The sequence below is a fragment of the Paenibacillus oryzisoli genome, assembly GCF_001653565.1.
Classification (GTDB): domain Bacteria; phylum Bacillota; class Bacilli; order Paenibacillales; family NBRC-103111; genus Paenibacillus_E; species Paenibacillus_E oryzisoli.
This window is the reverse complement of the sequence record NZ_LYPB01000070.1, coordinates 14,056-30,778: the sequence shown is the minus strand read 5'-3', so window position 1 is coordinate 30,778 and position 16,723 is coordinate 14,056. Positions and strand designations below refer to the sequence as shown.

The following is a 16,723-nucleotide window of genomic DNA, read 5'->3' as shown; positions in this document are numbered from 1 at the left end:
TCACTTCCTATCCAATCAATTAGAATAAAGCTTGATCTGAATTTATTCGACGGACCGCTCCATTCGTCAAAAACACCATAATGAAACCTAGAACCGACTGTACCATCGCTGCTGCCGAGGACATGCCGATATCATTCATTTGCGTCAAAACGCGGTATACATACGTATCTACGGTATCGGTTACTGGATATAAGGCACCAGAATCCAACGGCACTTGGAAAAATAGTCCAAAGTCTGAATTGAACACATGTCCCATATTCAGAATGGTAATGATAATGATAATGGGCATAATAGAAGGTATGGTGATATGCATCATCTGCTTCCACTTCGAGGCACCGTCAATGACTGCTGCTTCGTAATACTCGGGATCAATACCGGCGATAGCTGCGATATAGATCACGGCACCTATACCGACACCTTTCCAAGCACTGACAAAAGTGAGTATGAATGGCCAATATTCCTTCACCATGTACCAAGACACCGGTTCTTTACCAAACATTTTCAGAACCGTGGCATTCATGAAACCTTGTGTCGGGTGCAAGAACGCGTAGACGAGATAACTAATCACGATCAAGGATAAAAAATGAGGCATTATCAGGAAACTTTGATAACTTTTTACAGATATTCGGCCCCGGAGCTCATTGAGTGCCAATGCAATAGCCACGGATATGATCGTGTTCACAATCATAAACGTTAAACTGTAGCCTACTGTATTTCGTACAATTCGCCACAGTGATCCATTATTGAATAGAAATTCGAAGTTATCGAAGCCAATCCATGGACTCCCCCAAATGCCATCAATATAATTGATTTTCTTAAAGGCAATAAACAGCCCGAACATCGGTAAATAATTATTCAGCAATAGCACGAGGGCTGCAGGCAATAACATCAATGTCAGCGTTTTGAATTGCCAAAAGTTCCGCAAAAACTTAACACCCTTTGTTTGATATCGTTTCTGCTCTGCTTGTCGTGGAGGTGCGGTTGTCTCTCTCACTGCGTCCACTCCTTTCTCTGTTGAATTAAGTATAGTACACGAAATCCCCCTTTTCGATGATGTATCCACATAAGAACGTGATGAATACTCAGCAAGTATGTTCATAGAAAAATCACCACTGTAGCTTATAAAGTACAATCGCTCCGCGACAGCACTCCACCTACTAGAACGTTCGATTCACGCAAAAGATCCGGCCTTAGGCCGGATCAGAATCTCACTTTACTCAATTGGGATGAATCGGAATCACAATGGTAGCGATAAGCCCGCCGCCCTCCCGTAGACGGTAGCTTAACCCATATGAGTCGCCATAATGCAGCTGTATGCGTTGGTGAACATTGCGAATGCCATAGCCCTTGTCATCGATTTCCCCGCTGACAATCATGAGTAGCTTATCGAGATTCACCGGAATGAATCCATTGTCCTCAACCAGGATATGAATCTCATCTTCGACGCGTTTCAAACGAACCCACAGATGGCCTTCCCCATCCATACTCTGAATCCCATGGAAAATTGCGTTTTCTACAAGCGGTTGGATGGTGACTTTGGGCATTTTGTAAACTTCCAGATCTTCATCAACATCCCAGAACACTTCAAAGTTACCTGGATAACGCTTCATTTGAAGGCGAATATAGGCACGAACATGTTCCAACTCTTCACTGATCGGAATCATGCTCTTTCCTTTACTTAGCCCGATGCGCAGCAGCTTTGATAAATCTTTAACCATACCGCCTACATCGTGATTGCCGCTATCTAGCGCATACCAATAGATGGAATCCAACGTGTTATACAAAAGATGCGGTGTAATTTGGGAATGGAGTGTGTTTAACTCCTGTTCCTTCTGTTTGATTTTCATCCCATAATTCTCTTCAATGGATTCATTCAACCTACCCGTCATTCGAATAAATGCGGTGTACAAAACGCCGAACTCATCCGATCGTGAACGTGATGACGGGTCTCCAAAGTCAAACGGTCTGCCCAGTTCATACACACGCGTGAAGGTAACCAATCGAGCCAACGGTTTAATAATATTTCGCAGCAAGTACAAGACGAACAGCAACACTAGAACTAAATAGATGGCCAGCATCACCATGATTAACTGTTGAAAGCTTGTCTGTTTCCCCATAATGGAGTCCAACGGAATCTTATAGATTAATCGCGTATTGAAGTTAAAATCATAGGAAAAGGCGTAGAGATAGTTGGATTCCGAATAATAATAGCCATTCGATTTATTGCGAAGATCCTCTGGCAATTCCGACAGTTCCATGTCTGCGAAACCTGCCTTCAACAACATTTCATCCCGGTCATCGAATAAGTAAACTCCAGCATTATCGGGCAGTTGGACAGAGACGAGATTTTTGGTCAACAATACCTCCACTTTGGAAACAGCTAGAAAGCCAATCAGCTCGTCATATTTTTCTGGATTCAAAATACTTCGTGCAAACGTAACTGTTGTCTGTCCTGAACTCAACTTGACTAGTCGAAGACTCCCAGCCCCTTTTTCCTCTTGGGTCTGTAAAGCCCATTCCGGATAAGCAGTGCCGCTATCTAGATAAATAAGCCCCTGCTTTTTATAAAGTGCATTAATTAGGAATGGCTGATTCCCTTGATTCCCCATATAGATCGCATATTCAGTCCCATCCGATGACCAACGATCCAGAATTGTATCTGCTTCGCTTAAAGCATTTATCGTCTCAATATGCGTCCAGAACGCAAATTGCTTGGGATTGCTGAAAAAATGATTATCCAGAAATGAAACTGTTTTATCTCTGACTGAAGACAAGGAATTCTCTACCGTAGCATGATTCTGCTTCACAAGCTGAAGCATTGTCTTCCCAACCTCATCCTTAATTGTAGCGGAGGTTCGCGAAAAGGAGATCCATCCAACAATCAGAAACGGCCCGATGATGAACAAACAGAATGCCACAATGACTTTATATTGGAGCTTCAGTTTAATTCCCCCTGATCTCTTTGCGATAATCAGCCGGAGAGATCCCAATGAAACGTTTGAACATTCGGCTGAAATGCTCTGGCGACTGATAACCAACTTGATACGAAATTTCATACCGCTTCAAATCAGTCACAGCTAACAAACGCTTCGCCTCTTCAATCCGAACCTCGGAGACGAAGTCCCAGACGTTTTTGTTCGTTTCCCTTTTAAATAAATAACTCACATAGGCCGCACTGAAATGAACTTCACCAGCAATATCCTGAATTTTAAGCTCATGATTGCCATAATGGTTGTAGATGTAAGTGGTTATACGAGATACGACTGTCTGATCCCTCTCGCTAATACAGACACGAATCACTTCAGAAAGCCCTAGAACATACTCCGGTAAACAGGCGACTTTCCGACTAATCTCCATCCCTCTGAAATAGACATCAGGATCATACTGGCGGAAGGCACTGCTTGACTCTTGTCCATTATCGAAGAGCAATCCGTACAAACGATACACGACTAATCCGAAGCAACTATGGAACAACCCTTCTGAATGCATCAAGTTGGTAAGTATTTTCACCGCAGATTGAAGTTCTTGAGAGAGCTTAGCCTCATCCAACGTTTTCAAGTGCAGAACCATCTCTTCAACTTTGGCAGCCCACTCCATCATCCTCATATTGCCCAACGCTGACATATCTTCATAATACAAGACATGATTATCTGGGTGCAGCTTACGCCATTCAATCGCCGCATTTGCCTCTTCCATTAACTTGGGCAGCATTGACAAATCCAGACTTAGTGTACTCATTCCGACTGTCACGTCTACATTCAAATATTGCTTCAGATTAATAATGATCGTTTGACCGATCAGGTTCAGTTGCGAATTCATCGGCAGCCTCGTGTCCACATGATCCGTAGCTTCTAATTGAATTACACAAACCAGCTGATTCCCAAATCCATAAAAAGCCACACCGCACCAATCCGATAAGCTTTCTTCTAAAATATTCACCGATGCATATTTCAAAAGTTTCCTATCCATCAAGGTAATGTCTTGATTACTGAATCCACCTTTACTCAGATTTAAATGAACCGCGGCAATTCCATACCAATAACCTTGCTCCTTGAGTGAGTTGCCGATTTCACGAAGCAGATCTTCATAATCTTTCTCCTGCAAATCGGTTTCAGTCACTAATTCAATAAGCGCTTCGTGCCTTTTTTTGAGCAAATAACCATCTTTACTATCCGCATCTGGACGTTGCAGCGTTAGTCTGCCCATTTCCTTCTTCTCTTGGAGCGCCTTGTCAACAACTCGCATCAGTTCATCCAGCTCTACGGGCTTGATCAAATAATCCTTTGCCCCTAACCGGAGTGCTCGCTTGGCAAAATCAAACTTCTCATGAGCAGAAATAACAATAACCGGAAGGTGAGGCTGCTCCAATAAAATCGCTTCCATTAATTCGATGCCGTTCATCATTCCCATTTGAATATCCGTTAAAACGAGATCATAGGTGTCCATGCGTAAACAGTCCAACGCTTCAAATCCGTTCAGCGCAGTTTCCACATGCCCAATCTCTAGGTCAGATCTCATCAAATAACCCTTAATTCCCGAGCTAACTGTAGGTTCATCATCCACAACCAGAATTTTATACATCGACGGCTCCCCCTTGTCGGTCAACCTGCTGCCAATTATCCTCTATGATATCATGTTAGCCATCACTCTTCGTGATGTCTATGATAATTTTGGGAAAGAACGTGATCAATTCTATGACGATAGCACGCCTGGTTTATAGGAATATAATATAAAGAGGAGGGGGAATCTCCCCCTCCTCTAACCAAAGCAGCTTCGCCTTTTGTGCGGTCATAAACAATGTCATGAAAAGTACAACAATTAGTCCTACAATTCGTAACTTCCCTACTTTCACCACATTCCTGAACATTTTGCATATCCATACGCGTGAATGCACCTACAGAAATCCCCAAACCAACGGCAACTTCGAACAAAATAATCGGTCGCGCAACCCCAGTTTTTTATGTTGACATTGTAGTGATACCATCATTGATTCGTTTCTGAATATGTTCAATTTCGTTGCGAAATTCAGCCATCTTGGACAATTTCTGGTCCACCATTTTCAATTGTTTGTCGACCATGATTTTCATCTCCTGCAATTGCGAAAGCTTCTCTTCAGCAGCCTCCGTTTTCCAGTAGACTTGCTTTTGTTCGTCGATCTTCTCGCGAATGGCTACGAAATCTTGAATTTCCATTAGGGAAAAGCCAAGAACATCCCGCGCATTCACGATTTGACTCAGTCTTTCGATATGTTTACGTGTGTATAGGCGCATGCCACCCTCACTTCGTTCCGGGGGAAACAGTACTCCGATTTCCTCGTAATAACGAATCGTTCGCTTAGTCAATCCGCTCTCTTTGGCCACGTCATCAATTTTAAATGTCTCCATCTGAACACTCACATCCATCTAATTCATCTCGATGTCATTATCTTAATTCTTAACGTTAACGTCAACGTTAACTTTCGACGGCCACGCATGTGAAATTCCAAGACATAGTATGCGCGGTTGCTTCTTGTAATATCCCTTATTTGGTAATTCGCGACTAGTCGATTAACAACAAAAGCATGTTCAATCAATGGCTAGTCCATTGATCGAACATGCTTTTTCCTTGACAGTCAGCCAACGCCTCTTCCGTAATCCTTTTAATATCAACACGTGAAACTGTTTCATCATTTACCATATCGGGGAGAATGTTAGTTAGAAAATATTCCACACAAAATAATGGCATATTTTTGATTTTAATTAAGGCATTTCGATACATCGTAACGAATTCCTTCTCTGTATTACCTTTTTGAATTTCAGCAAATGCCTCATACACTTGATCCATTTTATCAGCAACTTCCAAAATCTGACCTTCTATCGAACCATCTTTGCCCTCTTGAAGTTGTTTATGGAAAGTCTCTTTAAACTCTGGTGGAATATGTTCCTCAATAAAATTATAAACCATTCCTTCTTCGACCTGTTGTATCAGTTGTCGGAGTTCAAGTGATGCATGTTTGACAGGCGTTTTAATATCTCCAATAAAGATTTCGCCATAATCATGACTGCTAGTTATTTCATAGAGTTTTTTCCAGTTAATTGTTGCACCATTCTTCTCTTCGATGTCCGCTAGTGTTTTGGCATATTGAACAACTTTCCATGAATGCGCCGCTACACTATGTTCTTCGAATTTGAACTTTCCTGGACATCGTATGATTCTTTCTAGCTCATTTAAAGACCTAAAGTACGTATGAATGCCCATAGTTGTAATCTCCCTTTTGTGTATTTGGGTCCCTCTATTTAATATACAAGCTATCTGTTAATTTGGGATTAAAACTAACTCGGACAATTGTTAATCTTCTTGACGCTACTATTGGTGGTAATTGATGTAGTTGGTCGTAATTGGTGGCGCTTGGTGCTTTTGATGCTAGCATATGATCATTTTCGAGCAACTCTCGCCATCAATTTCTTGAATTAAATGGAAAAAATACAGTTAATTACGATAATTTTCACCTAAAATTCAGTTTAAATGGAAAATATGTAGTTAATTCTACTCATTATGTATAATTCAGGTAAATAGGTTAGAAATAACTGTAGGTTTTCCATCTATTGGTTGTTTAATCGAAAAATCTAGCGATTTAACTGTAGAAAGTCCATCTAATTTCCAGGAGAAAGCCGATTGCCGAGCTATCATTAGACCAGCTATATTTTCGTAACGAATTCTTCATGTTTATCTAGATACCATTACGCGATCAACAGCCTCAACGATTCTATCTTTACTAAAAGGCTTGACTAGAAAATCCTTGGCACCCGCTCGAATGGATTCGAGCACCAATTGTTGCTGTCCCATAGCTGAACACATGATGACATTTGCCCGAGGATCAAACTTCATAATTTCTTTCAGAGCCGAAATACCATCCATCTCAGGCATCGTAATATCCATGGTTACTAAGTCTGGCTTATAACGCTTATACAATTGTATCGCTTCCTGCCCATTGCAGCCTTCCACGACGATTTCGTGACCGAGGGAAATTAAATAATCTTTTAACAGTGCTCTCATAAAAGCGGCATCATCGATAATCATAATTTTTCTCATGGGACGGAATCCCCTTTCAACGTATTATTGAACTGATCCCAATCTATTCAACTATTGTAGCAATAGCTTCTCTCAAAATTCTCACATACTTCCATATCTTGTCGTCAGATCCCTTACTACTTTCACACAAAAAGACAGCCGCAGCATGAAATCGAAGATTTCGAGGTGCGACTGTCTTATATCCTTGTTGCCTATCAATTTACTAGATCAAACCTGATTTCTTTAAAAATTTCTGAATAATCGTTGCCACTTCAGCACGTGTCATGTTGTCGTCGGGAGCAATTCTACCTTCCGATCGTCCAGAGACGAGACCTATTTTCAAGCTAGCAGCTATACCGGATTTGGCGTAGTCGTCAATAAGTGAGCTATCAACATAAGCTGCTAACAATTCATCCTCTTCACCTGTAGCTAACGTCACATCTAGTCCGGCAAGCGCCATCGCTCTGCCAATAATCGTCATGGCTTGCTCTCGGGAAATGGCATCCAATGAGCCAAATTTACCATTCTCATATCCGGAGATGATACCATATTTCGTTGCCGTATGAATGTACGGAGCATACCAATCAGAAGCATTCACATCAAGGAACAAGCTGCTATTCGTGTCTGGCTTTAATCCTAAAGCCTTGATGATGATTGTTGCGAACTCTGCACGAGTGATCTCTCGGTCAGGTTCATATTGTCCACTACCAACACCGCTCACAATCATGCGTGACCCCATATCATTAATGGTTTGTTGGGCCCAATGCGTCGTCGCATCCGCGAAGGATACTGGGTTTGCGATCAAAACAAACTCTCCGCTGCTGGGTAACGTGCGGATAACAGCATACACGTTGCCGTTTACATGTCGGATTTGAGTAGGGACATGATGGATCGTACCATCCTTTTCAATGACAACGCCAGTTGAGAGTTTGCTTGTTTCCGCTTCGCTAGATAAACGTATAGCTCGCTCAACATAGCTGCTGAAATCGCCAAGCTCAACCACTCTATTCCCATATGTGTACGTTACTTTGAAGCTGACCGGCGGCGTCACTAGCGTGTATCCACCTGCCACCGCCGCGTCATGAAACTGCTTCACTTGCTCCTCTGCAGATGCCCGCATTTCAATGCGCACCAGGATATCCTTCAAAGCGATATCGGTGCCGAGTTTTGTAGACATCTCTTTTACATTGAACTGTTCTGTAGGAATACTGTAGTAGACTGTTCCTGTATCCACTTTGAGATTTGCTTGCTTGTTCGCCATCTTCTGGAGTAACTCGGCACTTAGTTCTCCAATCGAGATGTCAGCGCGTTTATTAAATACGATTGTAATTTCCGCTTGATCGCCTTGCTCTTTCAACAATTTCTCCATCACTTGCTCGTTGACGGTAATCATCGACGTGACGACGGCCCCCTCCGTCGAAGAAGTTTCGAGTCCTATGGACTCGGCTTTACCATTGACCAACACCTCAACAGTCGACCCCGTCTTCGGTGGCATGGACCCACCTCCACCTCCACCTCCTACAGTAATTGGCGCCCTTTTTTTGTAGTTCCCTGTGAAGGTTTCACTCGTATTTTTACCATCAACGCTTGTGATGGCTTTAATTGTTGTTGTCTCGTAAAGTGTAATAGCCTGCGTATACACTAGGGAATTCTCGGAAGGCTCGCTACCGTCCAACGTATAGTAAATGCTCCCACCAAGTTCAATAGTGTCAAGCGTCACTTCCATTTTCTCTTTGAATTCAACAGAGGTGTCCGAGCCTGTCGGTTGTACAGCTGTTTCCGTATACAAGACTGGCTTCTTGTTGATTGTAATGCTTCGACTTACACCCGTCTTCGACGCGGTTAGTACGGTCTCTTCACCACGTTTGTCGATTGCCCAACGAATCGAAGGATCGATAGTTTGGCTATAGCTGCCCGTTACATGATAGGCGGTATCGCCTGAATTCAAAATAACCGCTGCAACCGAGAGCTCGCTTTCCGTTGTACCGTTATGTACGGCAAGTTGAGGATAAAAGCCCCCCTTCGCAAACCAAACCGATTGATGGAGCCCAGAAGGCAAATCACCACTTACTAGAACCGTTGTTTTCATGGCTGCTGCTTTGAGCGCATCTGTCGGAATCCGATTGCCTGCTTCATCATAATAGGCAGATCGGAACTGAAGCATTTGCTCATCAAAATAATTATGCTGAAGTGAAGTGGGCTGGCCCACTTGCCCAGCAATGCCGCCAAACCATGATTTCCCCTTGACCAATACCCCGTTAATGTTAGCGGAAACTTGTCCAGTATTAATGGAATTGTCAATGGAACCTTCAGGTGCGTAGCCAGCAATGCCGCCAGCTCTTGCTATCGTAGTCCCGCTTGCGGACACTGTACCCGAATTGTAACTGTTTGTGATAGCGCCATTATTTTCGCCGGCAATACCACCTGCATGTGGTGAATCCCCCCGCACCTTTACATCTGAGTACGAGAAGCTTTGCTCTATCGAAGCACCCTCCAAATTATGGCCCGTGATGCCACCGACGAAAGATCCATTCGCTGTGATAGATCCATATGCAGAAGCACCTGTAACCGTGCCTGTATTCACCCCAGCTATACCACCTACTGCACTTGTACCTGTAAGTTCTACGCCTGCTATGCGAACTTGACTCATCTTGCCGTTATTCACACCAGCGATGCCGCCAGTTTGGTCAGCAAGACCTTGCACGTTCGAGTTGCTCACTGTTACATTCGACACTGTCGCACCCGTATGATTCGTTCCAACAGCAACTCCCGTATGGGAGCCGCCAGTAATTCGGGCTTGGTCGAATTTCACATTAGCGAGTCTGCCGTGAAGATTTGAAATGAAGCCGTAATTATCATACTGATCCGCCAAATAAGTGAGACCCGAGATAACGTGGCTACCACCGTCAAACTCTCCTTCGAAGGAAGAGAGCGGCATCCACAAGCGATTCTTTAGTGCAATGTCAGCGCTTAGGGTTACTTGTTCAATCTCTGGCCAATTCGTTGCAGCCCGATTAAACCACTTATAAAATTCCAAATCCTCATACAGCAAAACAATGCCTGCCAATTGCTCAGCGCTTGCCGCTATGAAATGGGAATCCCCTTTCTCTTGTTCCTTCATGAAAGATACGTCTGGCGCAAATCTCCAATTCGTAACGTTAACTAACACAGGCGCATTACCATTGATGCCATCCAGGTAACTCCATGTCGCGGCATTCGTCGAGAAATCCCAGTTTTGAAGCCCATGATGGTTCGTAAAGTCAGCTTGCTTCACATTCGCCGCTTGACCGCTGCTCGTATCATGTTTGATTGGCGGTAAGCTGCCGGTATAGTACGCGCTGGCAACTAGGCCATCTCTGAAATTGTAGCCGATTAGCGCACCCATGTAAGAATTGGCTCCGCCTGCTAGGGCAGATATATGGCTTACATTCGAATATACCCTTTTCAGACTACCGTCATTATATCCCGCGAAACCACCCGCGTATGATCGGGTAGCCCCGTTAGAGCCTAACGCGGTTACCGTATCTTGCGATGCGTAAGCATCCACAAGCGCTCCTCCGTTATTAATGACACCAGCAAAGCCGCCGCTTCGTGCATCAAATGCCGTATTCGAAACATTGCCCGATGCGTATGCTTCCTGAATGTTATACGCGTTGATCGATCCTGCGAAGCCGCCTGTGAATGCGCCTGCTTTTCCACTTACCGTAACAGCACCTTCAGCGAAAACTCTCTTGATCAAACCCGCTGTGTTCTCACCCAGCATTCCCGCAAAGCCACCTGCATAGATCGTATTATACGGATTCGTACTTGTAACCCCAATCGGAAGACGAGAAGAGACATTTTGCATGTCTGTTGCGTCCGCCATACCTGCAACGCCACCAACACGCGTTGCTGTAGGAACCCGAGTGATAGTAACACTATCACCAAGTGTGATTTGCTCCTGATGTGGGGACTCCGCTCGTACATAGGCGATTTTACCGCCAGTTGCTTGCCCAACGATTCCCCCGATGTTGTAATCACTGCTTGAAGTCGCTTCAATACCGCTTGTTATGGTTGTATTTATAATGTAGCCGCTGCTTAAACCAGCCACACCGCCGAGCGTTGCAGTCTTCATTCCAGATACTCGCAGATCCGCTGATGAAGTTGAGTTGTAGATCGAAGCCGATTGGAGCTGCCCCGCAAGCGTGCCTGCGAATACATTGGCCTTCTGACCTGATCCTGTGATCTCGATCATTTTATCATTCAACTTCGCTTCGTATACGCCTGCATAAAGTGGAATGAAGGTGTCGAAATCCAACGCGGCATCGGGATGAGAGGATTCCACTATGCCTGCAACACCTCCGACTGAACTTTCTCCCTCAGTAGCCGTTAAATGAATTGCTGGCGATACTACTGGCTCATAAATGATTGAATCTACGGCGTGACCCGCTATACCGCCCATAACAATATCTTGGCCGGAGGCTGTAAGCGTGCCTTCGAATACGACTTCTCGAATAGCTGCATTCGTCAACTTACCGGCAATACCGCCAAGAATACCACTATCACTCGCAGTGAGTGTTGCCCAATGTACCGAAGCACCATCCACATCGAAGACGTTGGTGCCCTTCCCTGTTTTAACGCCGAAAATGCCTCCTACCGTGCCGTTACCTTGGATATTCACAACTTCTGTCTCATTGGTTGCGGTAAGGTTCATATTGCTGGTGCTTTGATCACTGCCAGATTGACCTATAACACCGCCAACGATGGCATTGGCTGCCATAGCTTTCAAGATACCACCAGTTAAACTAATCGTCATGCCATCAGCTCTGCCTGATTCGTACGAACCAACCATTCCTCCAACAACGCTTGATGTTCCAGTCGATTGAATTGTTCCTTCTGCTTGGATGTGTGCAGTAAGCGAAGATGCATTGCCCGATTGTCTGCCAACCAGACCACCGACAATCGCATGCTCTCCAGTCGTTTCAAGGCTCCCTTTTGTCAAAGTAACACTACTGTTGGTTATCGATGAGCTATTATCCCCAACCAATCCACCGACAATCGCATTGTTTGCACTCGTGGACAACTTGCTCCCGCCTTGTACAGTGAGGGACAAATCCGTAGCTTCTCCGGTATTTTTGCCTATAATACCACCTACAATGATGCCATTAGACACTTTCGCCAGATCGAATAACTTAACATGTATGTGAGTGAGCATTCCTTTACTCAGCCCTGCGATTGAACCCACATGTTGATTCCCATCGACTGTAATCGGTTCTAGATTAATCTGACTAACTGTGGCATCACTTCCGATGACCCCGAACAAACCAGCGTAGCTGCTCGCCGATACCTTAAGTCCGCTGATCACATAGTTGTTCCCATTAAAGCTCCCTTCAAAAGCATTTAGTTCCGTATTGCCTATTGGCGCCCATTGATTGGATTGAATATGAATAGGTGCCCTTACTTCAATTTCTCTTCCTTTAAAATCAAACCGATCAATTCCTGTTATGGAGCCATTAACAATACCTGCCAAACCTGCTAAATCAGCTTCAGTTTGAATTATAAATCGTAAAGCCGAAGGCTGTTTCGTATACCAATTGATATTCATGTTGACATTATTACCGCTGCCCGCGCTTCCATCTCCCGATGTGCCTCCTGTATTCGCACTCAGATTGAGCTCTGGATATTTATAAGCTGCATTAGGAGTACCATATCTCCATGTCCTATCGCTAAAGTCCCACCCTGATAAACTAGGGAATATAGTACGGCTAGCGAGTGATTCAGAGAGAACAGGACTAAGACGCGAGTACATATTAAGTTCATAATATTTTCCGCCGCCGAAATCCAGCAGACCACTGTTAATCGACTTACTCTCATCCTTGACATAGTAGGTGTTGTCGATGAGATCTTTACTTGTATGGTTGTAGTAACCAGCAAAGCCGCCTGCATAAGGTCCATCCTTGCCCTGCAGCTTGTTCGCGATGACCTGACCTGCCGAATAACTTCCAGTGACCGTTCCCATCGTCAATCGGCCGATTAACCCACCTGCATACGAGCCTTCCCCAATTGCCGTTATATTGTTGGCTGAGTACGAATTGGAAACAGCTCCTGTCTGTTCCCCTACTAATCCGCCAACATACGTCTTGGATCCAGTGGCAGTGACTTCAGCCGAAGTGAAGCTTTTATCTAGCGTACCGCTATTCTTACCGACTAATCCGCCCAAAAGCGCGTAATTGCCTGTCACACCAACGGCATCACCGATCAAGTTCGTTTCGATATAGGAGGAAAGAATCTTGCCCGAATTTTCACCAACAAGCCCCCCTGCTATCGTGGACTCCCCGCCGATTGTAAGAATCGCATTGGAATAGGTATAGAAGCTTGTTCCTGCATTTTTACCAATCAAACCGCCGACAATCCCTTGATTGCCATCAGCAACGATTGGTAATTTCTCTACGATACTATTGTTCGCCACAATAGATCTATTTTCACCAATCATGCCGCCTGTCAGAGAGTTTGGCGCATGCACAGTAATTTTGCCAACGATACGGCTATTCTGAATCGTACTTACCGCATTTTCGATAAGAGCTGAATCGGCATTGCCTGACCTCGCATCGTTTAAACCAATCATCCCGCCAACCGTCGAAGACGAAGCTGAGACAGGTAACGATATCGTAAGTACGTTCATAAAGTTTTGATTCAGAATCGCTGTTTCTGTTCCTTTGTTATAGCCTGTTATTCCGCCTACAAGAGAGAAACTCCCCCTTGACGTCAAGTTTACAGATGCAGCGAATGTTTTCTCAATTTTGCTTTCTATATTAGCACCGACAATTCCGCCGGCACGCACGCCGTTAGTCCCATTGTTAACTAGCAACGTCAAGTTTTCCACGTTGGCGTCCCCTGCGTTGCCCGTCATGGTAATACGTTCTGCTTCTCCTGCCAGACCGCCTGCATCCGTATCGTTGCCACTTATGGTCAATACGGCATATTCACCATCTACACCTTTTAAGTAGGACTGTGTAATAGCCGCATCCTTTATGAGACCAACCAGACCGCCAACTTGGGAATTAGATCCACCAATCGTTAATTGCGGATTTTCTACTACAGCGCTTAGAATCGATGCTTTATCGCTCTCTCCAACAAGTCCGCCAACGCGAGCAGCACTCGCCCCCGCATCTGTCGTGATGACTAGACCCGTTATATTTCCGTCCTGACCATTGCCTCGAATTGTAGTAGTATCCGCAGTCCCTGCTACGCCCCCAATCGCAGAATCATTCCCTCGTACGTTAATCTGCAGCACGCCGCCGTCTTCTGCGTATACACGCGGGTTGATGATTTCACCCTGGGTGAAACCAACCATTCCACCAACCTTGCTCGATGCTCCTTCGGAAGAAATCGAGATCGTATTCGCCGATAACCCTGTCAGGATTCCCTTATTGACACCAACGATTCCACCAAGCGCAGCATTATCGGCTTTCGATGATATCTTTATTGTCGATATTGTGGGCAAATTGCCCCTCGATAAATTGGCATTGTTATCACCTATTGCCCCGCCGATTCTGGCATGATTCGCTCCTGCACTGGCACTAATACTAATCGTATTGATCTCACTTGCACTTATGAGCAGCGCCCCATCGTCAGCACCAACAACTCCTCCTGCAGACGTATTCGCCCCATTCACCGTAATAAAGTTTTCATGATTTGAAAAATTGGCAGCATCCACCATGGCGCCTGAGATCTCGCCCTTCGCTTGACCTGCGATACCGCCGGCGAACCCGTCGACTCCGCTGGAAATGATAGATGTATGTTTAACAATGGCCGTCGTTACACGTCCACTCAAATATCCAGTAACCCCACCGACATTCCCGTCAGACGATATCTGAGTAGGGCCAGCTTCCGGATTTCCAATGGTTGCATTCGTTATCGTTCCGCCTGCTGCATATCCAGCAACCCCGCCGCTGTAGGCTCCTGTTCCGCCGTTTACTGTCATTTGACCTGTAAAGACTGGATTTTCGATGGTACCGCTGACGGCGTAATAGCCAACGATTCCGCCCGTGTAGACTGCGCTATCTTCACCAGATGAAGTAGCCGAGACCGTCAGCTTATGCCCGTAGGATTCATTGGCTAACTGCATATCACTTCCAGATACAGTACCTACAAAGCCGCCTGTATAGAGTTTTTGAGTACCACTTACCGTAATATCACCTGAACTCTGAACATTATTTCCAGCCTTAACATAAGCTTTATTTGAGACAATCCCGCCTGTGTAGACATCCGCAGCCCCTGATACCGTGATGCTGCCACTGTTGATATAAGCATCATTAGCTGTGCTGTTCAGTAGAAGGCGACTGCCGGCAAAACCTACAAGTCCACCAGTGAATACCTCATTACCAGAACCGGTAACTTGAACACTGGCTATATTTTTCGCTGCATTCGTGAACGTGACCGTTCCGCCCACTCTTCCAACAATCCCACCTGTATAGATGCCATCTGTACCGCTAACGTTGATAGGTACACCATTCGTGAAGCTTTTCCCCCAAGTGAAATTACCGTAGACAATACCAGTAACCCCTCCCGTGTACGTCGATGAACCTGCGTAGTTGGTGATAGTGCCTTGTTGTTGAAAATCAAAGTCCAATTCCAAGTTCTGCTCGAAAGAGCCGACAAGCCCGCCGGCATAAGAACCAGCAGCCCCTGGTCCCGTAATGTGAATGTTGCCACTATTCGATGTGAGCGTGGAGAAGGTCACGCTTGCGCTAGGCGTCGCTCTCCCCAGGATTCCGCCGCTCATCATAACCTTATTGGAAGCAGCCGTAATATCACCGCTGTTTCTAATGTAAGTGTCTAATTCCGTTGGTTTAGTCGGATCATTCTTCCCAATGTAGATGCCAGCGTTAGCTAAGCCGACAATTCCGCCAATATTAGCTTCGTACACACTATTGGCAACTGTAATATCTCCCGTATTCGCAATTTTCTTGAGCGTTAAGCCTGCTGCGCCGTGCGAGGTTGCGGCAATACCACCTATAACCCCTTTGGCAGAACCATTCAACCTTACGCTTGCGTTATTGACAACGTTTGATAGTGTACCAGCCCCATCACCGACAATACCTCCGACATACGCGTCTTTCGTCGTTGTCACTATTAACGATACATTATTCGTTATGTTTAGGATGGTACTGTTAAGATCCATATAACCTGCGACTGCGCCAGCATAGACGAAATCATTGGCGCTAACCTTTATGTCACCTGTCAATTGAAATCCTCCAACAGTTGCTCCGTTCATATAACCGATAAACCCAACATGCTTATCGTTGCTGTCAATGTTTAGGCCAGACAGATGGAAGCTCTGTCCGCCCTTTCCGAGCAGAATCCCCTTGAATGGATGACTTTCGTGTCCTATCGGCACCCATTCGTGAGCCGATAGACTCATATCCCTACTTATTTCCAATGTTTTTCCATTAAAATCCGTGACACCGCTGTTTACCAATTTAGCAATACCCGCAAGCTTTGCTTCTGAATCAATTGTGAACGTCTGATAATTCGAATCATACCAATCCGTTGCCGCATAATCCTCCCAAGCATCATTCGCAGCATTAACAATCCACGCTGTCGCAGTGACAGAAAGAAATAAAACAACAAACATCATCACTGCGATTGATTTTCTTGTGAAACGCATGTTACACCATCCCGCTCTAATGAT

At 45.0% G+C, this 16,723-nt stretch carries 7 protein-coding genes; all 7 read right to left on the bottom strand.

Annotated features, from left to right (window positions below):
• Nucleotides 1-19 precede the first annotated feature (19 nt).
• Entirely contained in the window at nt 20-994 is a 975-nt protein-coding gene (locus A8708_RS16360; protein WP_239696720.1) for an ABC transporter permease, read from the bottom strand.
• A gap of 223 nt (nt 995-1,217) precedes the next feature.
• A complete protein-coding gene (locus tag A8708_RS16355; protein ID WP_082927559.1) occupies nt 1,218-3,056 on the bottom strand; it encodes a sensor histidine kinase in 1,839 nt (612 codons plus the stop codon).
• On the bottom strand, nt 2,944-4,581 hold the full coding sequence (locus A8708_RS16350) for a response regulator transcription factor (RefSeq protein ID WP_068665273.1): 1,638 nt from the start codon (nt 4,579-4,581) through the stop codon (nt 2,944-2,946). The genes A8708_RS16355 and A8708_RS16350 overlap by 113 nt, the downstream gene beginning before the upstream one ends.
• 377 nt (nt 4,582-4,958) lie before the next feature.
• Entirely contained in the window at nt 4,959-5,384 is a 426-nt protein-coding gene (locus A8708_RS16345; protein ID WP_068665365.1) for a MerR family transcriptional regulator, read from the bottom strand.
• 184 nt (nt 5,385-5,568) lie between these two features.
• Nucleotides 5,569-6,237: a YfbR-like 5'-deoxynucleotidase gene (locus A8708_RS16340; protein WP_068665271.1), complete on the bottom strand. Its 669-nt coding sequence runs from the start codon at nt 6,235-6,237 to the stop codon at nt 5,569-5,571.
• A 468-nt stretch (nt 6,238-6,705) separates the two neighbouring features.
• A complete protein-coding gene (locus A8708_RS16335; RefSeq protein ID WP_068665269.1) occupies nt 6,706-7,071 on the bottom strand; it encodes a response regulator in 366 nt (121 codons plus the stop codon).
• A gap of 202 nt (nt 7,072-7,273) precedes the next feature.
• Nucleotides 7,274-16,699, bottom strand: a complete 9,426-nt coding sequence (locus A8708_RS16330; RefSeq protein ID WP_068665267.1) for an S-layer homology domain-containing protein — start codon at nt 16,697-16,699, stop codon at nt 7,274-7,276.
• Nucleotides 16,700-16,723 lie beyond the last annotated feature (24 nt).